At 55.2% G+C, this 22,347-nt stretch carries 16 protein-coding genes; 5 read left to right on the top strand and 11 right to left on the bottom strand.

Annotation, left to right across the window (positions count from 1 at the left end; translation table 11 throughout):
- Window positions 1–72: 72 nt before the first annotated feature.
- Complete coding sequence (locus HGO37_RS15005; protein WP_250984007.1) at window positions 73–6,552, top strand: type I polyketide synthase; 6,480 nt, start codon at window positions 73–75, stop codon at window positions 6,550–6,552.
- Between the two features lie 137 nt (window positions 6,553–6,689).
- On the opposite strand, the gene HGO37_RS15000 is transcribed toward HGO37_RS15005, so the two are convergent.
- The 7 genes from HGO37_RS15000 to HGO37_RS14970 form a co-directional block, all read right to left on the bottom strand.
- Window positions 6,690–7,694 (bottom strand): ABC transporter permease, encoded by a 1,005-nt coding sequence (locus HGO37_RS15000; protein WP_250984006.1) that lies wholly within the window; start codon window positions 7,692–7,694, stop codon window positions 6,690–6,692.
- The gene (locus HGO37_RS14995; protein WP_250984005.1) at window positions 7,687–9,177 is read right to left on the bottom strand and encodes a sugar ABC transporter ATP-binding protein; all 1,491 of its coding nucleotides are present in this window, start codon (window positions 9,175–9,177) and stop codon (window positions 7,687–7,689) included. Before HGO37_RS14995 ends, HGO37_RS15000 begins: the two co-directional genes overlap by 8 nt.
- Window positions 9,177–10,163, bottom strand: a complete 987-nt coding sequence (locus tag HGO37_RS14990; RefSeq protein ID WP_250984004.1) for a sugar-binding transcriptional regulator — start codon at window positions 10,161–10,163, stop codon at window positions 9,177–9,179. The genes HGO37_RS14995 and HGO37_RS14990 overlap by 1 nt, the downstream gene beginning before the upstream one ends.
- A gap of 2 nt (window positions 10,164–10,165) precedes the next feature.
- A complete protein-coding gene (locus HGO37_RS14985; RefSeq protein ID WP_250984003.1) occupies window positions 10,166–11,677 on the bottom strand; it encodes an FGGY-family carbohydrate kinase in 1,512 nt (503 codons plus the stop codon).
- A gap of 62 nt (window positions 11,678–11,739) precedes the next feature.
- Window positions 11,740–12,762 carry a galactitol-1-phosphate 5-dehydrogenase gene (locus HGO37_RS14980; protein WP_250984002.1) on the bottom strand — a complete coding sequence of 341 codons (1,023 nt, stop codon included), beginning with the start codon at window positions 12,760–12,762 and terminating at the stop codon, window positions 11,740–11,742.
- Window positions 12,763–12,873: 111 nt separating this feature from the next.
- On the bottom strand, window positions 12,874–13,860 hold the full coding sequence (locus tag HGO37_RS14975; RefSeq protein WP_250984001.1) for a substrate-binding domain-containing protein: 987 nt from the start codon (window positions 13,858–13,860) through the stop codon (window positions 12,874–12,876).
- Window positions 13,861–14,640: 780 nt separating this feature from the next.
- Window positions 14,641–14,829 (bottom strand): hypothetical protein, encoded by a 189-nt coding sequence (locus HGO37_RS14970; protein WP_250984000.1) that lies wholly within the window; start codon window positions 14,827–14,829, stop codon window positions 14,641–14,643.
- Between the two features lie 385 nt (window positions 14,830–15,214).
- On the opposite strand from HGO37_RS14970, the gene HGO37_RS14965 reads away from it, so the two are divergent.
- Window positions 15,215–16,534: an LLM class flavin-dependent oxidoreductase gene (locus HGO37_RS14965; protein WP_250983999.1), complete on the top strand. Its 1,320-nt coding sequence runs from the start codon at window positions 15,215–15,217 to the stop codon at window positions 16,532–16,534.
- A gap of 49 nt (window positions 16,535–16,583) precedes the next feature.
- On the opposite strand, the gene HGO37_RS14960 is transcribed toward HGO37_RS14965, so the two are convergent.
- The 4 genes from HGO37_RS14960 to HGO37_RS14945 all read right to left on the bottom strand — a co-directional run bounded on the left by HGO37_RS14960 (window position 16,584) and on the right by HGO37_RS14945 (window position 19,058).
- Window positions 16,584–17,135: an endo alpha-1,4 polygalactosaminidase gene (locus tag HGO37_RS14960; RefSeq protein WP_250983998.1), complete on the bottom strand. Its 552-nt coding sequence runs from the start codon at window positions 17,133–17,135 to the stop codon at window positions 16,584–16,586.
- A complete protein-coding gene (locus tag HGO37_RS14955) occupies window positions 17,072–17,389 on the bottom strand; it encodes an endo alpha-1,4 polygalactosaminidase (RefSeq protein WP_250983997.1) in 318 nt (105 codons plus the stop codon). The genes HGO37_RS14960 and HGO37_RS14955 overlap by 64 nt, the downstream gene beginning before the upstream one ends.
- A gap of 317 nt (window positions 17,390–17,706) precedes the next feature.
- The gene (locus tag HGO37_RS14950; protein WP_250983996.1) at window positions 17,707–18,408 is read right to left on the bottom strand and encodes an aspartate/glutamate racemase family protein; all 702 of its coding nucleotides are present in this window, start codon (window positions 18,406–18,408) and stop codon (window positions 17,707–17,709) included.
- A gap of 20 nt (window positions 18,409–18,428) precedes the next feature.
- Window positions 18,429–19,058 (bottom strand): flavin reductase family protein, encoded by a 630-nt coding sequence (locus tag HGO37_RS14945; protein WP_250983995.1) that lies wholly within the window; start codon window positions 19,056–19,058, stop codon window positions 18,429–18,431.
- A gap of 131 nt (window positions 19,059–19,189) precedes the next feature.
- Here HGO37_RS14945 and HGO37_RS14940 point away from each other — a divergent pair, with 131 nt between their 5' ends.
- From HGO37_RS14940 to HGO37_RS14930, 3 genes are all read left to right on the top strand, one after another.
- Window positions 19,190–19,867 (top strand): GntR family transcriptional regulator, encoded by a 678-nt coding sequence (locus HGO37_RS14940; RefSeq protein ID WP_250983994.1) that lies wholly within the window; start codon window positions 19,190–19,192, stop codon window positions 19,865–19,867.
- A gap of 232 nt (window positions 19,868–20,099) precedes the next feature.
- A complete protein-coding gene (locus HGO37_RS14935) occupies window positions 20,100–21,128 on the top strand; it encodes an amino acid ABC transporter substrate-binding protein (protein ID WP_250983993.1) in 1,029 nt (342 codons plus the stop codon).
- A 68-nt stretch (window positions 21,129–21,196) separates the two neighbouring features.
- Complete coding sequence (locus tag HGO37_RS14930) at window positions 21,197–22,345, top strand: amino acid ABC transporter permease (RefSeq protein ID WP_250983992.1); 1,149 nt, start codon at window positions 21,197–21,199, stop codon at window positions 22,343–22,345.
- The last annotated feature ends 2 nt before the right edge of the window (window positions 22,346–22,347 follow it).

Genomic DNA, 22,347 nt, shown 5'->3' with positions numbered 1-22,347 from the left:
TATAGGCACGTTTTCTATTTTGCTGTCAGCAATTTCGATCGGGGCCGCGTGTGAGAGAGTAAAGAGCGTCGCATGCAAGATCAGGATACCGCCTCACCAAACGACATCGCAATCATCGGCATGGCTTTAAGAGTGCCGGGCGCCAGAACACCAGATGAGTTCTGGCAAAACCTTCGATCAGGCACTGAATCCATTCGCAACCTTTCGGAAGACGAGTTGATTGCCGCTGGCGAGAGCCGGGCTCGAATGCTCGATCCCAAATATGTTGCGCGGACGTCTGATATGCCCGACATGGAGATGTTCGATGCTGATTTTTTCGGGCTGAGCCCGAAAGAGGCTGCGATCATGGATCCTCAGCACAGGCAGTTTCTGGAATGCACCTGGGAAGCAATGGAGGACGCGGGGCGTACTCCAAACACAATGCCTGGGCCAGTCGGTGTATTTGCCGGCTGCGGTATGGGCAGCTATTTCTATTTCAACGTCTGCAGCAACAGGCAGTTGCTAGAGCAAACGGGCATGTTCCTGCTTCGCCATACCGGCAATGACAAGGACTTTCTGTCTACGCGGGCGTCGTTCTCCTTTGATCTGCGCGGGCCGAGTGTGAATGTGCAGACGGCCTGTTCCACCTCGCTTGTCGCTGTCCACTATGCCTGCCAAAGCCTTCTGAGCGGTGAGTGCGACATGGCTCTTGCGGGCGGCGTGACAATTGAGTTGCCGCATCGGCGCGGCTATATTTATCACGACGGTGAAATCCTCTCTCCCGATGGCCGTTGCAGACCGTTCGACCACCGCGCCGCTGGCACTGTGTTTGGCAGCGGGGCAGGGGTGGTTGTGCTTCGACGGCTGTCCGATGCCTTGGCTGATGGCGACATCATTCATGCAGTCATAAAAGCCTCGGCAATCAATAATGATGGTGCCAGCAAGGCTGGTTATCTCGCGCCAAGCGTTACGGGTCAGGCAGAGGCGATCATTGAGGCGCAAGGGCTTGCGGGCATCAGTGCCGAGACGATCCAATACGTCGAATGCCACGGAACTGGCACGGCACTTGGAGATCCGATCGAGATCGAGGCTCTGACCCAGGCGTTCCGTCAGACAACAAACCAGAAAGGTTTTTGTCACGTCGGGTCGGTGAAATCCAATATTGGTCACCTAGACACTGCCGCTGGTGTCGTCAGCCTGATCAAGACGACCCTTGCGCTCAAGAACGCTGAAATACCGCCCACTCTCGGCTTCGAGAAACCAAATCCGTCAATCGATTTCGCCAGTAGTCCGTTTGTTGTCGCAAGCCAGCTGACCAGCTGGCCTGACACAGACGGACCGCGTCGCGCCGCAGTCAATTCGCTTGGAGTTGGCGGCACAAACGCCCATATCGTTTTGGAGCAGGCTCCCGATGTGACACCTGTTGATGACATCAGCAATGATGAACCGGCCATCCTGCTTTTCAGCGCAAAACACCGCAAGGCTCTCGACGGGGCGACTAAACGTCTCGGTACAGCGTTTGCGACAAATTCGGGGTTGAGGACTGTAGACGCAGCGTTCACCTTGCATCAGGGACGGGCACAGTTCGAGCATCGGCGCGTTGCGGTGGTTCGTGACCGCGCGGATGCTGTCGCCGTGCTGTCTGGCGACAACCCAAAACGGATGTTCACACATTCGGCGATTGAAAACCCCGTGGGAGCTGTCTTTCTGCTTCCCGGCGGAGGTGCCCAGCATGTTGGCATGGCACGTCGTCTTTTCGAGGAAGATGCGCGCTTCCGCAGTTTTGTAGAAGAAGGTTTTTCCTATCTTGAGCCGGCGACCGCCGATGAAATCCGTGCAGTATGGTTTGCCACTGGCGGTGACAAAACGGCTGAAGGTAAAACGTTCCTGCGCCCGTCTCTGCAACTGCCTGCCATATTGATCGTTGAGGTCGCCATTGCACGGCTTTGGAAGGATTGGGGTGTCAGCCCCAAGGCGCTGATCGGTCACTCGATGGGCGAATATGCAGCAGCCTGCATTTCGGGCGTGATGAGCTACCGTGACGCGGTCAATCTCGTGCGTTTGCGCGGCGAATTGTTCGATATTGTCGAGCCCGGTGGCATGTTGAGCGTACCGGTTTCGGTTGAAACACTAAAGTCCCTGCTGCCAGCGTCGCTGGATATCGCGTCGGTCAACGCCCCGGAACTTTGCGTCGTGTCCGGACGGGATGAAGACCTCGCCCTGTTTCAAGCCGAGTTGGCGGAAAAAGGTATTGATGCGTCCCGTGTTGCGATTGATATCGCGGCACATTCGCGCATGCTGGACGGCATATTGCCAAGGTTCGAAGCGTTTGTGCGCAGTATCCGTCTCAATCCGCCGACTATTCCGATCATGTCCAACCTTGCCGGACATTGGCTGACGAATGCCGATGCCTGCGACCCGACCTACTGGGTCAGGCATCTGCGATCCACCGTCCTGTTCAACGATGGTATGGCGCGGCTATCGGTGCAGCCGGGTCAGGTCTACATTGAAATAGGACCTGGTCGAACCTTGTCATCGCTGGCAAAAATGCAGACGAATATCGATGCGAACCAAGTGATCAACACCTTGCCGCATGCTGATGACGATGCGGACGATCGACTACACTTCCTTTCGGCAATCGGTCGCGCCTGGGCGACCGGGATTGAGGTTGACATCTCGCGGTCCTGGAAGGGACGTGATCCGCGCCGCGTTCAGTTGCCAACCTATGCGTTTCAGCATCAGCGCTACTTCATCGAGCGGGTCGTGGACAGCTCGGCCCCGATTGCCAGTGATGATGCACCCTTATTGCGGCAGGAAGACATGTCCGACTGGGGTTATCGACCGGTCTGGAAGCAGGTACCTTGCGATATCGCGATAGATGCGAGCATGGAGCCGCGTTCATGGCTGATTTTCCTTGATGACACCGGGCTTGGAGAGCGACTGGTCGACCGCTTGCGGTCTTCAGGCCACCACGTTGTGACCGTGACGGCGGGCGATGGTTTCAGCCGGATTGATGCTTCGTCCTATAGTCTGTGTCCTGAAGAGGGGCGTGGGGGCTATGACGCACTGTTCGCCAGCCTCAGTGAAGATGGTGAGGTGCCCGCCAATATCGTCCACATGTGGCTGGTGACCGGCGACGAAAATCACCGACGCGCATCCAGTTTCTTCGACAGAATACAGGAACAGGGTTTCTATAGCCTTCTGCATCTGGCACAGGCCATGGGCGACGCTGGCGTGGCGGGCAGTCACCTGACCGTGCTGACCAACGGCATGCAGCGCGTGGGCGATGAGACGCTTGCCTATCCCGGCAAGGCGACCGTGCTCGGCCCCGGTCTGGTGATACCCAAGGAGCTTGAGCGCACAACAGTACGGATGGTCGATATCGAGCTTGTGGCAAAGCCCAAACACAACGACAGGCCGGGCCTGCAAAAGCTGCTCAAACTTGTCGGCGATGTTCCGAGCAGTCAGACCGCAGATGTCCTCGACCAGTTGTGGGAGGACCTCTGCGTTTCTCCGGCCTCCGAAACGGTTGCCTATCGCAAAGGGCGCCGCTGGGTTGCAAGTCATGAACGCCTGCCGCTCAAACCGTCCGATCCAACACAGCAATTCCGCCATGAGGGCACATATTTGCTGACAGGTGGTTTAGGAGATCTTTCGCTTGTTGTGGCGAGAGAACTGGCAACACAGTTTTCCGCGCGGCTGGTGCTGCTGGGCCGAACCGAGTTGCCTGAGCGGTCGCAATGGACGTCTTATCGGCGTATGCATTCTGGCACGGACAAGGTAAGCCGGGCGATTGCAGCAATAGAAGAGCTTGAAGTACTCGGAGCCGAGGTCATCTACCGCGTCGCCGATGTGCGCAACGTCGAGCAGATGGCCGCAGCGGTTGAGGCCGCAAAGAACCGATTCGGTAGTCTCAACGGTGTGTTGCATACCGCCGGTATTGTCAGAGATAATCTTATCCAGCTGAAATCATTCGATGAAATTGAAGATGTGTTGTCGCCGAAAGTCTATGGCACATCCGTTCTCGCCCGTGTGTTGGAAAAGGAAGATATTGATTTCCTGGTGCTGTTTTCTTCGACCAGTACCGATACGGCGCCCGTCGGCCAGGTGGACTACGTCGCAGCCAATGCCTATCTCAATGCCTATGCGGAGAGCCGTAGTGGCGACCAAAAACGCCAGACAGTCGCCGTGCATTGGGGCGTCTGGAACGAGGTGGGCATCGCGGCTCGTGCTTCCCTTCATCCTGGATCAGCCTCGACGCCATCCAAAGAGCTGATCGCCGCAAAAGGTCCCGTGTTCGAACGTTGGGTTGAAGATGCGGATCAAACCCAGTGGCTCGAATTTACGGCGAGCCCCGCGACCCACTGGATGTGGAATGAACATCGGCTTGTTTCAGGTCAGGCCATTCTGCCTGGAACCGGTTATATCGAACTGCTGGCGCAGGCCGCCAATGAATATGGCTTCGCCGGAGGCTTTGAAATCGAGGATCTGATCTTCATTTCGCCACTCAGCATTGAAGATGAGACAACGAAGTCAATCCGGGTTCGGTTTGAACAGGATGGAAATGACTATCGCGCCTTCATTTGTGCGGCAGATCAGAATGGCGGTTCGGATTCCATTCGCCTCCATGCGGAAGCGTCGGTGCGACTTGCCCCTCCGTCGGTCTTGCCACCAGTGCAGCTTTCGTTGGGCGACACTCACTGGACAACCAGACGTCGCGCCGCAGACGGCGCGGCATTGCGTTCCGCACAGGAGGACAATATCCGCTTCGGGTCACGCTGGTCGGTTCTGCGCGCCCTTTCGGTCGGAAAAGGTGAGGCGCTTGCGCAACTGTCGCTCTCCGACGACTATGCTGGCGACATTGAGACAGGATTACGTTTTCACCCTGCGCTTCTCGATATTGCAACTGGCTACGCAATGGAGCTTATTGAGGGGTATGCGTCGTCTGGAGTGCTGTGGGCACCGATGTCTTACGGCTCTATTCGTATCTATGAAAATCTGCCGCAACAGGTTCTGAGCCATGTCAGGCTGTCAAAGGGCGGGAATTCCGGTCCAGATTATTCCGCTTTCGACGTGACCATTACGGCGCTGGACGGTTCAGTCATTCTGGAGATTGAACGTTTTACGATCAAACGCCTGGCAAATGATCTCAGTTTGAGTGTGACTTCTGCCGGAGCGGCAAGTCATGGCGAAGTCGGAGCACCGCCTTCGGCCGCAGCACTTGAACTTGCTGCGCAGGTTCGCCAGGGCATCATGCCTTCTGAAGGGTTCAGCCTGCTGTCTCGGGTGCTGGCAACACGCCGACCTCAGGCAATCGTCTCCAGTCTGCCGCTCGACAAGTTGCGCGAAAGGGCTGCTTGGCGAGTTGATACGCAGGCAAGTCCGTCTGCCCAGCTTTTCGAGCGGCCAGACCTTGAGAACGACTATATTGCGCCACGGAACGATGTTGAGCGAACACTTGCCGGTTATTGGAGTGAGTTGCTGGGGGTTGAGAAGATCGGTGTCAGCGACAACTTCTTCGACGTCGGTGGACATTCGCTCATCGCGGTGCGCCTGTTCCGGATGATCCATAAAACCTATGGGATCGATCTGCCCATTTCGGTTTTGTTCCAGGCGCCCACTATTGCCGAATGCGCAGACCTCATTGGCAAGAATGCAGCGCCCGCCGAAAGTGCGGATACTGCTGAAGCACCTGAAGAGGCAGATACGCAGCGGATACATCTGGTGTCGATGACCACGACATCTGCCAAAGCTACGGCTACGCCGCTGTTCCTTTGCGCTGGCATGTTCGGCAATGTGCTCAACCTGCGCCATATTGCATTGCAGATCGGCAATGACCGGCCGGTCTACTGCTTGCAGGCACGCGGGCTCTACGCAAATCAGGAGCCGCACGAGACATTCACCGAGATGGCGCGCGACTACCTAAGCGAGATACGCACAGTACAGCCGTCTGGCCCTTATCTTTTGGGAGGTTTTTCGGGCGGTGGGCTTGTGGCCTATGAAATGGCACAGCAACTGGAAGCTGCCGGAGAAACCGTCGAGATCATCATCATGCTGGATACACCGCTTCCCGGCTATCCCGTTTTGTCGATGACAGACAAAGTGCTGATCAAGGCGCAGGACATCAAGCGAGAAAGAGGTGCTTTTCTCCGCAACTGGATAGAGCATAAGCGTAATTGGGCAAACTATCAGAGAGCGCGATCAGATGCATTGCAGGCACCGGCAAAAACGGTCGAGTTGCACAACGAACGCGTTCACTCAGCCTTCTTGCGTGCTTTGGATCGCTATGAGGTCAGACCTTATGACGGGCAGATTTTGCTGTTAAGGCCAAAACTTGAACCGCGCTATCTGGTCACGGGTGGCAGACAGCTCAATGCCGATCGCGATTTTGTTCGTCACGACAACGGATGGTCACCGCTCGCCCCAAATCTTGACGTTATCGAGGTGCCGGGCGACCACGATTCCATGGTTCTCAATCCAAATGTCCGCGTTCTCTCAGACAAGATTCGACAGCATCTCAAGCTATGTGACCAACGTGTCCTATCGAGAAGCAGACCGATAGCGGCCGAGTGATCTGCGATTTGGACGCCCCTGTGTGAGAGGTCGTCGCTAAGAAGGTCTCTCATCTTGGCGACGATTTTTTCCGGTATTGTTGACGCCTTAGGACGTCACGGATTTACCGTGGCGTCTTCGTATCTTTGCAAAGAGTTTCAGGCACGACCGCGGCGGATATCGATGAAGCGGTTGAGCAGAATGGCGGCAACAATAATCAGGCCGGTGACAGTCATCTGATAGAAAGAACCGAGACCGAGCAGGTTGAAGATATTGCGCAGTACCTGCAGCAACATCACGGCAAAAAAGGTGCCGAGTACGCCGCCGCGACCACCGAAAAGTGAGGTTCCTCCGAGCACAACAGCCGCGATTGCATCGAGCTCAAGGCCCTGTGCTGCAGTCGGTTGACCAATACGCAGGCGTGATGTCAGCAAAATTCCGGCAAGCGCGCTCATGACACCTGATGCCGTAAAGACAAGGATAAGAATACGCGTGGTTGGCAATCCAGACAGACGGGCAGCTTCCGGATTTCCGCCGGTTGCATAGACAGATTCACCAAAAACGGTCAGTCGCAAAAGAGCACCGGCGGCAACACACAGTGCCACGAAAATTATCCCCATGGTGCTGACCTGGATTCCAGGTAGCAGGGGCACCATCGTTGACGAGATGGCTGCGAACTCTGGCGGCAGACCGGCAACCGGCGTGCCGTTGGTCAGCAGATAGGTTACACCGCGAAATGATACGAGACCTGCCAGCGAGACGATAAAACTTGGAACGGCAGCAAAAGCGGTGATCGCCCCGATCGATGCGCCAGCAACGGCACCGGTGAAGATGGTGATCGCCAGGGCAGGGACGATGGGCATGCCCCCTGCCAACAGCACCGCAACCAGCATGCCGCAAAGCGCGGTAACCGAACCGACAGAAAGGTCAATATTTCCCGTGAGAATGACAAATGTCATGCCAATGGCGACAACGCCAACGACCGCTGCCTGCTGAAACAGATTGGAGATATTGGTCGGCGTGAGGAAGTTCGGCGACAATATTGCCGCGATAGCGACCACGACAAGGAAGATAACGATGAAGTTATATTCGATCGCCAGATCCACGAGGCGGCGAGAGGAGGAGCGTTGCAATGGCGTTGTTCCCGTTACGGTATCAGTCATGATGATGTTCTCCCAGGATCTGGTGACGCAGGATCGTATCGTGATCTGTGCTGGCTGGATTGAACCGTGCGATGTTCCGCCCTTCGTGAAAGACCCAGATTGTATCGCAGGCAGCGTAAAGCTCATCCAGTTCGGAGGAGGCGACGATGACGGCCGCGCCCTCGGAGGCAAGCTTGTCAACCAGCTTGTATAGATCTGCCTTGGCTCCGATATCGAGGCCGCGCGAAGGCTCGTCAAGCAGCAGCAGCTTTGCACCCTTGATGATCCATTTGGCGAGAACGACCTTTTGCTGGTTCCCGCCGGACAATTGCAAAACCTTCTGTTCCGGCGCGCCGTATTTGGTTGTCAGCTGTTTTAAAACGGAAACGGTCTGCGCTTTCAGCTCTCCATGGCGAGCGAGAAATTTACCTTGCATGGCCGGGAGAGTGGCATTGCGATAGATCGGTGCGTCGAGAATGAGCCCTTCCGTCTTGCGGTTTTCGGGCACCAGGCCCAGGCCCGCCCGGATCGCGTCGCGTGGCGACTTGGGATTGAACGATTTGCCGTAAAGAGACATTTGCGATTGAGCCGGGTCTGCACCAAATAGAGCCTTCAGAAATGACGTTCGGCCCGAACCGTTCAGTCCGGTTAATCCAGCAATTTCACCACGACGCAATTCAAAATCGCGGATTTCCAGCTTGTGTGCTCCCACAAGACGGTCAACCCTCAGCACGACATCGCCGGTCACGGGTGCGCGCTCCTGCCGCTCAATCAGCATGCGGTTACGACCCAAGATCGCTTCGACCAGCGCACTGTCCGGAGTGCCTGCGACATCGAAGGTTTCGATTGTCTGGCCACCCCGCAGCACCGTGACGCGGTCTCCGATCTCGCGAAGTTCACCGAGGCGGTGGCTGACATAAAGAATCGCAACGCCGCGCGTCGTCAGTTCCCGGATGACGCGGAAGACTGCCTTCAGTTCTGTTTCGTTCAACGCGGCCGACGGTTCATCCATGATGATGACCTTGGCATCCCGCGTTAGCGAGCGCGCAATTGCCGTCAGTTGCTGGTTGGCAATTGACAAATTGCCAACCCGGTCTTCTGGAGAGAAGGTCGCCCTTATCCTGGCCAATGCTTCAAGGGCGCGGGCACGTCGTTCTCGTTTGTTCAGAAACCCGAAACTGGCGGGTGGATGGCCAAGAAACAGATTTTCAGCGACGGTGAGCTGGGGAACAAGATCAAGTTCCTGGTAGATCATTGAAATCCCGACTGCTGCGGCCTCAGCCGGTGTCTTGAAATTGACCTTTTTGCCTTCGACCCAGATGTCCCCGCCGGAAGGCGAAAGAGCGCCAGCGATCAATTTGAGAAAGGTTGACTTCCCGGCACCGTTCGCGCCCAAAAGACAATGAACTTCACCTTTTCTGACCGTAATATTTGCTTCGGCGAGGGCCACGATATGTGGCGGGAATTTCTTGGAGAGTTGTTCTATCCTGAGCACGTCTTCCATCAGGCAGCTTCCTCCAGAATTTTGCAGGCTGTTCCTTCATCGGTCACCAGATCTGTCACGTAGCCGGCCCGAAGGCAGGCGGCGGTGATCAAGTGCTTGTCCTCACCGGCCGCGACACCGATTACTCTTTCCTTGTGCGCAAGTGCCTCCAACCTCAGGCCGATAGTTCGATCATCAAGCTGGCGATCTGCAATCTTGCCATTCCGATCGACGAAACGCCCCATGATATCGCCAACGGAGTTCAGCGTTTTCAAGCGCGCAATATCGTGGTCATCGAGATACCCCGAGCCCAGCAAAACGGACTGGTGGGTAAGGCCTCCAAGACCGAAGCAGACAACGGGCGCTTCATCGGCAAGTCTGAGGACACGCCCGATTATCGGGTCATGTTCGAGAGCCTCCCGAGTCGAACGTGATCCCATTATCGCCGGCACGGGCAAAAGCGTGGCGCGGCCGGGCGCTGACTGTGCAAACTCCTCGGCAACTGCTGAATTTCGGCTGGTAGTGGTGGTCAGTGCGGTCGAGCCGTTGACAAGAACCACGTTGAGGCCAGGGCACCAGTCTTTTGGCAAGGCGCGGGCAACCGCTGCCATTGTGCGTCCCCAGCTGACCCCCATGAGTGATGGTCTGGGATTGAGACTGACAAGATGGTTCGCGGCGGCTTGAGCAACGCTATCAATAATGAGGCTTGGTTCTTCGATATCGACCGTCGGGACGACGATTGCTTCTCTAACGCCAAAATGGCGCTGCAATTCGACTTCCATTGAAGTTCGCCGACCAGCGCGAGGCGTGATTTCGATCCGGACGACACCGTTTTCCTTGGCCTCAACCAGCAGGCGGCCAACTTGCCAGCGGGTTAGGCCGAGTTCGTTGGCAATGTCTGACTGGGTGCGATCCAAATCATAGTAGAGTTTGGCCACCTGCACCATCAGATGGTCGCGCTGTTCATTGACGGGCAGGCGGGCGGAGTAGGGGTTACGTTCTGCCATGTTCACGCTCCCATCTGCCGACGGGCAAGCTGGTGTAATGTCGGGCGCAACTGTTCGGTTGCGTCTTGATAAAGGGGAAGCATACGTTCGAACCATTCGGCGCGGCCGGGATTGGGCAGTAGCTCGCTTGCGGGTGCAACACAGGCTTTTGCGGCGGTCTTCAGATCAGGAAACACGCCAATCGCGGAGGCGGCTGCGACCGCCGTGCCGACAAGAGAAAGATTGTCTTCACGGGCGACCTGGACCGGAAGTCCGAGCGCATCGACCGTGGCTTGCAGCCAGGCGGCATTCTTGACGATGCCACCAGCCATCATCACGCGCTCGACCGCCACACCCCGTGCTTTGAGCACCGACAGGATATTGGCGGACCCGAGCGCAACGGAATCGATCGCCGCCGCGTAAATGTCAGCGCGTGTGTGGCCCAGCGTCAGCCCCATCAGCACGCCACGCAAGGAGGCGTCACGATAGGGTGTACGATTACCCATCATATAGTCCAGCGCAAGCAGGCCTTCGGAGCGGTGCGGCGTTGCGGCAACATCGGCAATCATCGCCGCATGTCCATTTTTGTCGAGGCCGAAAATTTCATCGGTCAGCCAATTGAGCATTGACCCGGCGGCAACCTGACCACATTCCACCAGCCAACGGCCATCGTTCAGTGCATTCGGGTAGGGGCCCCAGAAACCGGAAACGTCTTCCTCCTGGGCAAGTTGCACCAGCTGGACGATAGACGTGCCACCGATGAACAGCATGCCGCCGGGTTCGACCGTGTCTGCGCCGAGAATGCCGATATGAGCGTCGATGCCGCCCTGCGCTACGACCGGCAGGTTATCAAGACCAAGTTCAGCGGCCATTTCGCTGCGCATCGTGCCGATAACTCCGCCGACAGGAACGATGCGCTGCGGCAAACGCTCCAAAAGATCTGGAATACCGAAGGCTTCATAAATTTCCGGAACAAAACGATGGTTCTGGCTGTCGTAATTCCACTTGCAGGCCGCATTCATGCGCGAACCGACCCATTCACCCGTCAGGTCGAAGTTGACATAGTCGAGCGCTTCGCAAATCACTTCGGCCTTTGACCAGAGTTCAGGCATATGGCTTTTCAACCACATCGATTTGGGTACAAGCCACTCGACAGCGTCCGAGCCGCCGCAAAACCGCATGACCTCATGATCTAGCGATGCCGTCTGTCGTGCCTCAGCATCGGCGCGACAGTCCATCCACAGTATTGCTGGCGAAAGCGGGGTACCATCACGCCGACACACCGCGACAGTGGATGCGGTTGTCGCGCAGCAGACAGCATCAACCGTCTTTCGCCCTGCTTTTTCAAGGGCGGCACGGCCAGCATGACGAAGGGCTTTGCGCCAATCAGTCGGAGATTGTTCAGCCCACCCGGCTCTCGGATAATGTGTCGCGTAGGCTGCGTCGGCCTGACCAAGCATCTGACGGCGGTCGACGTCGTAAACACCTGCTCGTACGCCACCGGTGCCAAAATCGAAGCTCAGAATATGAGCCATGTTCGATTGTCCTCCCCAAACTGCCAGTTATGACGGCCCGGCCTCCAACCGGGTTTTGTCCGTCACGGGCGAAACATGATCTTCGAGAAAAAGAAGCCACTGTCGTTGCGAAGCCGCTCGAAAATTGCGGGTAATTCATTGAGTGCAAGATCGTGGGTTATCATGAACTCCCATTTGAGGGCTCCGGAGGCAAGCTTGTCAAGCGCAACCGTCCATTGTGGGCCGGGGTAGGGAGCGCCAAACGAATTCCAAGAACCATGCAGCGAGACTTCCTGACGAAGGAAGTGTTGGAAGGTGGCATTGGAAAGAGGCACTTCGCCAACCGGAATGCCGATAAAGGCAACGTGACCGCCTGGTGCCGCAAGCTGGACCGCTGTCCCGATTGAACTTGGATGCCCGGCCGCTTCGATGATGATATTGCACAGCATATCTTTCGGGATCTCGTCAGTTGAAAGCAACGTATGTGTCGCGCCGGCCTGACGAGCCAACTCAAGCTTTTCTTTGGAAATGTCGATCGCAACAACCTCGGTTGCTCCCATCAACAGCATCCACTGAATGGCAAAAAGCCCGATTGGACCACAGCCGATAACCGCTCCGCGATCACCCATCGTCACGCCGCCCGCCTTCCAAATGGCATGTAGCGCGATCGACGCCGGATCGACCATTGCGGCCGCACGCGGGTCGCAGTTTGCCGGAACCTTCATAAGGTTGCTGACCGGAGCGCAAACATATTGCGCGTAGGCTCCATCGCGACGAGAGCCAAAATAGTCGTAATTGCGGCAGCGAGAGAAGTTGCCGGTGGCGCACTGGTCACAACTATTGCACGGAAGCATCGGAGGAACCGTGACCAGTTCACCAATCTTGAAATTGGGAACACCCGGACCGAGTTCTTCGATAACGCCAGAAAATTCATGACCACAGATAATCGGCATCTTGTGGGCACCTTTGGTGAGCATTCGCGGCAAATCCGAACCACAAACGCCGACGGCCGCGACGCGTAGGAGGGCTTCTCCTTGTCCCGGCACGGGTTTGGCAACGTCTTCGAGGCGGATATCTCCGGGCGTGTGGAGTACGGCTGCACGCATGATTTTGCTATCCTTCAGATACACCGAGGCAATCGTCGGGCTGGGGCGCCGACGCTCATTGACAGATAAGATCAATCAGGAGGGGCGAAGCCCCTCCTGTCTGCTTGGGAGTTATTGGTTGAGAACCTGCGGACGGTATTCCGCAAACAGTGCAGAATGCGGGAACTTGCCCACATTTTCTGGTGTTACCAGCGCCGTGCCGGCATCGACAAAGGCCGGAACCGTTTTCTTGGCGGCGGCTTCAAGTGCGACTTGAATGGTGACGTCACCGAGATATTGCGGATCGTTGAGAGCGGTCGCCACATATTTGCCGCCTGAGCTCATGGTCTGCAGCGCTTCAGACAGCCCATCGACACCTGCAACCAGAACATCGTCCCGGTTGTTTTCCTTCAAGACCTGCATAGCACCAAGTGCCATGTCATCATTATGGGCGTAGATAACCTTGACATCAGGATGGGCTTGCAAAAGGTCCTGCATTGCGGTGACCGCATTGGCGCGGATGTACTCAGCGTAAGGCCCTTCGACGATTTTGTGGCCACTATCCTTGATCGCATCGTGGAAGCCGTCTCGACGGTCCATCATCACGGCGCCACCTGCGTCACCCTGGATTTCGATGATTTTGGCATCGCTGATGCCATCTGCCTTCAGTTTCGCAACGACGGCTTCTCCAACCAGTTTGCCCATAGCCTTGTTGTCGCGCCCGACATGGGCCGCCACGGTGCCACCACGCACAGGTCGGTCGACCGTTATGACAGGAATACCTGCCGCTGCTGCTGCATCCAAAGACGGTGCCACGGCATCCGGGTTGACCGGATTGATAATGATGGCGTTGACGCCCTGTGTAATGAGATCCTGAATATCATTGTTCTGCTTCGACACATCGCCGTTGGCATCCAGAAACACCAACGTGTCACCTGATGCCGCTGCTGCTGACTCTGCACCATTCTTCAACTGAACATAAAATGGAGATTGCAGGGTAACCTGGCTAAAACCGATTTTGAGATCTTTGGCGTAGGCGGCCTGGCCGCCAAATGCGAGAATTGCGACAGTGGAAGCGGCTACCGTTAAGGTAGCCATGAAATGACGACGACTGTTCATATGATCCTCCCATGATCGTGAACGTGACGATTGCCCTCCCGGCAATCAGCATATGTGATATTTATTCACTTCTGCTGATTTAAGGGCAACATTTCTCGTCCGTAGTTGTCAACGGGAAGGATAATTTTTGTTAAAATAAAATCTATCCTATTGTAATAAATATATAATTTGCGGTCTAAATTGACGGAAGTCCAAAATTTATGACTTCAGCGTTGGCATTTTCAAAGTCTGTGCATTGCAACAAAAATCGCTAAAAACAACAAATGACGGAATTGAGGGTTCTTTGCGAGGGATGATTTTGTTTTTAGTTATTTGTCCGCAGCGCTTTTGAGCAAGACCGGCCGAACAGCTGATACCATCTGAACATAAGGACATGGAATACAAAAGTTCCATAACAAACCTTATGCGATTTATGTTTGTAGCGTGGTACATTCCATTTTCAAATGCAACGAAGACAATAATGCCCCTGGTTTCTGCAAAGTTGGAATGTCACACTCCCCGGGTCTGATTAATGCCTGGGAGATTGCAGATTGGCTTGATAACGCTGACCACGCGGGAAATCTTTGGCGACGGATGGCGAAGTGCTCCCTAATCGCGGAGCGGATGAAAAACGACGTCGCCAAAAATCAAACCTTAATGGCCTCAAGGACCGCAACAGTCTGGCTGCGGGAAACCATATGTCTGCGCATATCGTCGAAGCAAGGACAAATATTCTCTGCGCGCATCCGTAAGTTTCGCCGCATATCCGCTCGGCTGTGAAAAATCATGGTTCGTTAAGGATCACGCCGCAAAAGCGCTGGGTGTTGCCAGATGGCTGCGGATGTCTGCCGTCAGATGGTGCAAGCTCGCATATCTGCGATTGTCGAGATCAATCACATGGAACTTCACGGCAATGAACCGCAACTTGTTGTCTTCAGCGATTGCTATTCCGACCGGCAGTCCGGCGTGTTCAATAACGTGTCTCTGCATATCCGTCTCTTTTCAGCGCGTTTTTCGACCTCGAACTAATCCACCTCTGCGATGTCACAGGTGCGTGCATTCGTGATGGAAAACGGCAACAACGGTTTTGCGTGATGTCGGTAATATTGCGGGCTGCGTCATATTTACGATCAACTGAAACGCGAACCATGATTTATCCTCACCCGGTTATTATCTATAAAATATATATACTATTTGGGTCGTGATGTAATGTCGAAAGTTCGAATTTTCGGAAGAAAAATCTAAATTTTCAATGATGTGATTGGATATAGAGTTATTTATCTTATCTCGGTTAGAATTAGGGAATAAATATTCGAGAGGTTGGCCCTATGTCTATCGCCAATATATTCCAACATGCTCGAAGGAGAGCCGCTCCATGGCAAAGTCGATGCATCTCACAGCGTTCATGCGTCCCGTCAGTCTGCATACCGGCGCGTGGCGATATCCGGGTTCCTATGCCGATGCGAACTTCAACTTTTCCCATTTGAAGTCATTCATTCAAAAGCTAGAAGCTGCAAAATTTGACGCGTTTTTTATGGCGGATCATCTGGCGGTTCTGAACATGCCTGTGGAGGCGCTGAGACGCAGCCACACTGTTACATCCTTTGAGCCGTTCACTTTGCTTTCGGCGCTGGCTGCCGTGACCGAAAAGATTGGCCTTGCCGCAACGGCGTCGACGACTTTTGACGAGCCGTATCACGTTGCTCGCCGGTTTGCCTCGCTCGATCATATCAGCGACGGACGCGCTGCATGGAATATTGTTACAACGGCAAACCCTGACTCCGCGCTCAACTTTGGTCTGGATAACCATGTTGATCATGGTGATCGATATGCGAGAGCGCGTGAGTTTTTTGATGTCGTCACGGGCCTGTGGGACAGCTTTGCTGATGATGCATTTATTCGCGATCAGGAAAGCGGCATCTTCTTTGATCCCGATAAAATGCACGTGCTTGATCACAAAGGCCCTGCCCTGCAGGTCAAGGGGCCTTTGAACATAGCCAGGCCTGTCCAGGGCTGGCCCGTCATCGTGCAGGCGGGCCAATCAGAGCCCGGTCGTCAACTGGCTGCTGAAACCGCAGAGGTGGTGTTTTGCTCGCCGCGCGATCTGGCCGCTGCAAAGCTCCTTTATGCCGATATCAAAGGCAGGATGCCAGCTTTCGGCCGCCGTCCGGAGCAACTGAAAATACTGCCCGCTGCTCTCATCGTGATTGCAGACACGGTGGAACAAGCCAAGGCCAAGCGCGCCAAGCTTGACAGTCTGGTGCACTATGACAGCGCTATCGCGTCACTGTCGATTGCTCTTGGCCATGATGCGTCCGGTTTTGATCCGGATGGCCCGCTGCCTGACATACCCGATACGAATGCAAGCAAGACCGGTCGCGAGCAAGCTATAAGGCTTGCAAGAGAGGACGCGCTGACGGTGCGTCAGTTGGCACAGCGATATGGTGGTTATGCTGGCCTCGCCTTTGTGGGCACGCCACAAACCATCGCTGATGAGATGGAAAAATGGTTGGCCGAGGATGCCAGTGACGGCTTTACAGTCGTGTTACCATATCTTCCGCAAGGGCTGGACGATGTGGTACTTCGGCTGGTTCCGGAACTGCAACGGCGAGGTTTGTTCCGCCAGGATTACGTAGGAACAACGTTGCGAGACCATCTCGGGTTGCCACGTCCCACCAACCGGTTTTTTGCGTAACGCTTTGTGGTTCGGTTGATGCCAGAAGTTGCCGCGGCAAGCGGAGGTGTCAGCGAGATGCTGCCGGGCAATGGGCGTAGTGATAGCCTTCTTGTCCCGGCGCTTTCAGCATACGATCACGCAGGATCGTGGCTTTGGGCGTGTTCTTGTCACGGCAGACAGCGGAGAATTTTCCGCGCAGGTCATCGGTATATTCAATGTTGATGACCTGATCTCCGTAGAAGCGTGTATATTCGGAACACTCATCGAAACGATGGCATTCTTCTGCAACGGCGAAATCAAATCCGATTGTGCGGCGCTCGTCGTGGGAAAGCTGCGGTGTGTTCTTCTGACCTGCGGCCAATCCATTGCTGTGTGCGATCTCGACAAGCAGGCGCGCGAATGCCACCGCATCTTCCTGCGTCAACGCCCCTTTAGAGCGGCTAAAGGAATCGAGATTATCGAATTCGACGGCGTCAAAGCCGGCCTTCGCGCAGTGCGCTATGCTGGTGGCGAGCCGTTTTGCAATCTGTTCTCTGATCGCTGCAGACGAGATGTTCAGAAGATACTCATCTGGCCAGCCGGGATCGGCAAATGCTTTGCCGTTTTTGTCAATAACCAAAAGCTCTTTTGGCCAATGGCTGTACGGCTGGTCTGAAAACCATTAACGTAACAAATATTGTAAAGGCCTTCGGCTGGCATCGCTGTGCTGTCCCGCGCCACAACAGTAACGCCAAGAGGCGGCTCATAACTGCCGCCCAGTTGATAGTCTGGAATTGCCCTACTTGGTATGGGCTTAACACGCTGATTTTGCTCAAGGCTGAATACGACTTGTGGGTGCAGAATAAGAGTTGTTGCCAAAAAAAGTCGCTTCAATTTTCAATATCCCTTGGCCTAATCAGAGGTGCGCGCAAGACCTTAGCCGTTGTCGTGGCGAGTTGAAACGGCAGGCTTGATGCCGAGTAGAGTACGGATGTTCGTTCGAAAAGCATGTGGGAAGTGACAACCTAATGTGTTGCCTTTTTATTGTCTGTATCTGTGATGATCTGGTGCCAAGCACGACAGGCGGTCGCTTTCTCGGCTGGAAGATAATGATCCGCCGCCACAAGTCTCTCGCGAGCAAATGATGGGAAGTATGTTGACCAGATGAATTCAGTCGTAAGACGGCCCGGTGTCAGCCGCAGATCTGCCCGTCACCCCTTGACGCGCGGATAGTCGTAGGCATTGACCTTTGATGTGACGTAACCAGCACCGACGAGGGCTTCGGCTATCTTGATTGCTGCCGTCACGCCATCAATCACCGGAACACCGGTCGCCTCGCGCAGACGATCGCAGAGCGCCGACATGCCAGCGCAACCGAGAATGATGGCCTCGGCGCGGTCTTGCTGTTTGGCCGTTTCAATTTCACGGATCAGCAACTGCTCTGCCATGGCTGGGTCTTCCTCCAGTCCAAGGACAGGCAAATTGATTGCCCTGACTTTACGGCAGTGACGATCTGCGCCGTAATCACTCACCAGATCTTCGATGATCGGGATGGACCGGGGCAATGTGGTGATGATCGAAAAGCGGCGACTGATGGTCATCGCCACCTGTATCGCCGCCTGGCAGATGCCGATGACGGGGCCGCGCGCAACTTCTCTGGCCGCGTGCAGGCCGGGATCATCGAAGCAGGCGATGACATAGGCCTCAATGCCCAGACGTTCGCCCTTGCGAATTTCCTCCAGCATGCCTGGCACAGCCATTGCCTCGTCCGCGCCACCCTCGATGCTGATGGGGGTGTTTGCCGGATTAACGGCAGAAACCTCGGTGCCCGATTGTTTTACCCGCAACGCACTTGCCAGCGCCTGGCTGGTCATCGAAGCCGTGGAGTTTGGGTTGATCAGGCGAATATGCATCGTCGTGAACCTCTCAGGGCCTATTTGTCCTGCGGTTTGATGAAATCTGCGATCGGTGGTGCGCTCAGTTCAAACTGGCGATCCGAAGTGATGTAATTGTCGGCATGCAAACGCGCGATCGGCTGATACCGTTCTGGATCGACATAACGTCCCTCGGCATCAAGGCACTCTCGGTGAACATGCATGTGGAGGACTTCGCCAATCACCAGGGTGCGGCGGGGATAATCGATCAGACGTTCCACCCGGCACTCAAAGACACAGGGCGATTGCGCGGCATAACTTGCGTCGATCTTGGCGCATGGCTTGGCTGTTAGTCCAGCCATGGAGAGTTCATCGACTTCATTATCAAAGCCTAGCCCGCAGACCAGCATTTGCTGCGACAAGGTCATGTCGACCATGTTGATGGCGAACTCACCGGTGCGGCGAATATTGACCATCGTGTCTTTTTCTTCACCCGAAGATTGCGGCTGGATGCCAAGCACAACAAGTGGCGGGTCGTGTGAAAACACGTTGAAGAAGCTCATGGGCGCCGCGTTGTTATGGCCTGCTGCCGAACGGGTCGTCACCAGCGCTATCGGTCGCGGGCCGATGAAATTCGTCAGCAGGCGGTAGCGACTTTGTGGCTCAAGTTCGGTGAAGTCGAATTCCATGGTGAGATCTCAATTTCATAATTTACAATGATGTCTCATATTGTCGACAATAATGCAATGAATATCCTGACAATATGATTGACTTTTCTGGTCAGATTGCGCTTGTGTAATCCCAACAGGGAACAGATTTGATGACCGCACAGGCCGGACCGTCCACACAACACATTGTCGAAAAAGTCTGGTTGTCCATCGCTGAGCGCCGGCTTCGTCCCGGTGTGCAGCTCAAGGAAGAGCAACTGGCGACGATCTTTAATGTCAGTCGCGCCAAGGTTCGTCAGGCCCTCACCGCACTGGAGCGCGATGGCCTTGTCACAATCATTCCGAACCGCGGTGCCTTTGTTTCCAAGCCATCGGTAGAAGAGGCGCGGGATGTTTTTTTTGTGCGCCGCACAGTTGAACGTTGTGTGATCGAACGTCTGTGCAAGTCAGTTTCCAAAGCAGATCTAAAGCGATTGCGTGATCATGTTGCCAAGGAACGTGTCGCCAATACGGAAGATATTACGAGTGAAATCATCAAGCTTTCTGGTGGTTTTCACCTGCTTTTGGCGGAAACTCTGGGGTCGGACTTCCTGTTCACGACAATGCGGGACTTGATTGCCCGCTCATCGCTGATAACAGCCGTCTACCGCAATACCAACCGCTTCAATTGTGGGCCGGATGAACATGCCGAGATCGTTGAGGCGGTTGCTGCCAACGACGCCGAAAAGGCGGTGCATCTGATGGCGCATCATCTCGAGCATGTCGAATCCGAGCTAGACCTGAGCGAAATCCGCGATCTCTCCCACGATCTGCGCGCCGCCCTCGCCTGATATTTGCTGTGGTATCGGCTGTGAAATCCCGCTGGCTCGGCATCACGCACGAATGCGTCTGTCGTTCGGGGTGGCGATCGGCTGCGCCTGCCGGCTTCGGAAAATTCAGCGCAGCGATAGAGACGGGTGTTGTCAATCATGGAAAGATATTGTAGACAATACTGTACGCATTATCTTAGCCAAAAACAATAAAATGACAAGGGAAGTGCATCCAATCAAAAGGGGAACTGAAATGAATAGATGGACAGTTGGGAGCTGCATCGGTGCAGCCATCGGAATTCTGACAGTCGTTACAGCAGGCGTTGCCAGCGCCGATACACTCGACACGGTAAAGCAGCGCGGGAAGCTGGTTTGCGGCGTCTCTCTCTCCACGCCCGGTTTTGCTGCACCTGATGACAAGGGTCGCATGGAAGGTTTTGATGCGGATATCTGCCGCGCCATTGCCGCCGCCGTTTTTGGGGATGGTGAAAAGGTCGAATATGTCCCGACCAACATCAATACCCGTTTCCAGGCACTTCAGTCAGGCGAAATCGATGTGCTGTCGCGTCAGACAACCCATACATTTACCCGTGACGCCTCTCTCGGTATCGATTTCGGGCCTGTCGTGTTTTATGACGGTCAGGGCCTGATGGTGCAGAAGTCGCTTGGCGTAACCAGCGCCGAGGAACTGAAGGATGCAGCCATCTGCACCCTGCCCGGCACTACGACGGCGCAGAACCTCAGCGACTTCTTCGGCAAGCTTGGCGCCAAATTTGAACTGGTTGTGTTTGAAAGCCCGGACGAAAACCGTGCAGCATTTTTCAGCGGTCGTTGCGACGCAATCTCGTCTGACCGTTCTGACCTTGCTTCGATCCGCGCCGTTGCCAACAATCCCGACGACTATGTCGTTCTGCCGGAAACCATCTCCAAAGAGCCATTGGCAGTTGGCGTTCGCCAGAACGATTCCAACTGGCGCGATATCGTATCCTGGTCGATCTGGATGCTGATGGCGGCAGAAGAAAAGGGCATCACCCAGGCCAATGTCGATGAAAAGGTCAAAAGCGACGACCAGGAAATCCAGCGTATGCTTGGCGTCACTGACAATCTCGGCGAGATGCTGAAGCTCGACAACAAGTGGGGCTACAACATCATCAAGTCGGTCGGCAATTACGGTGAAGTTTTTGACCGTGCGCTTGGTGAAAAGACCCGACTTGGCATGACCCGCGGCCCGAACACCCAATGGAACCAGGGCGGCCTGCTTTACGCTCCGCCAATCCGATAAAACGAGATCGTCGCGCCCGTTCCTGCGGGCGCGAATACCTCTTGCGGCCGTCTCCACGGAGGGTTCCGATGGCTCTGCTGAGTAATGTGCGCTTTCGCGCGCTTTTTTACCAATGGCTGGCAATCGGTGTCATCGCGTTGATTGCCTGGTCGATGTTTACGACTGCAAGCCAAAATCTTGCCAAACACGATATTGCGACCGGGTTCAGCTACCTGTCGCGACAGGCTGGTTTTGTCATCAGTGAAGCGGCAATTCCCTATGGGCCGAGCGACACAGTGGCCCATGCGCTGCTGGTTGGTCTTGCCAACACCGTCAAGGTGTCGCTGCTGGCCGCCATTTTCGGCACTATCATCGGACTTCTGGTCGGGATTGGTCGCATGTCGCGCAATCCGATCTTGCAGCGGCTGATGCTGGGCTATGTCGAGGCACTTCGAAACGTGCCGCTGCTGCTCTATTTGCTGTTCTGGTACGCGGTGATCATCAATGTGCTGCCACCCGTGCGAGAAGCCCTGGCACTGGCACCACATGTCTATCTTTCCAATAGCGGCCTCGTTATTCCCTCCGTCACCTTAGAAAGCGGTTTTGCCTTTGTTTTTGCGGCCATTGTTGTTGGCATCATAGGTGCAGTGGTCATCAGGCGTTTTGCACTCCGCAGGCGATTGGCAACCGGCGTTTCCAATAATGGCGCTTTGGTTGCCGTGATGTTCGGTTTCCTGCCTGTTGCGCTGGCCCTGCTGCTGCACGGCATAGACATGACTTTCGACTTGCCAGAGAAAGGCCGCTTTCGCCTCACGGGCGGCGTGCAGATCAAGCCAGAATTTGTCGCCTTGCTGTTCGGCTTGTCTCTCAGCGTATCGGCCAATGTAGCGGAAATTGTTCGCGCGGGCATTCAGGCTGTCAACAAGGGCCAGTGGGAAGCGGCGATGGCGCTTGGCCTACCGCGCCGCCGCACCATGCGGCTTGTTATTCTGCCACAGGCATCTCGCTTGATGATCCCACCGTTGACCAATACATACCTCACCGTCTTCAAAAACAGTTCACTGGCGATTGCCATCGGTTATCCCGATCTTGTCATGGTCTCAAACACCGTGATGAACCAGACCGGGCAGGCCATGGAAACGATTGCGATCTTCATGGGGGCTTATCTCACCCTGTCGATCATAATTTCGCTGTTCATGAACTGGTACAACTCTCATGTTGCGCTGAAGGAGCGTTGATC

This window comes from Rhizobium sp. CG4, from assembly GCF_023701965.1.
Classification (GTDB): domain Bacteria; phylum Pseudomonadota; class Alphaproteobacteria; order Rhizobiales; family Rhizobiaceae; genus Agrobacterium.
This window is presented reverse-complemented; position numbering and strand designations above follow the sequence as displayed.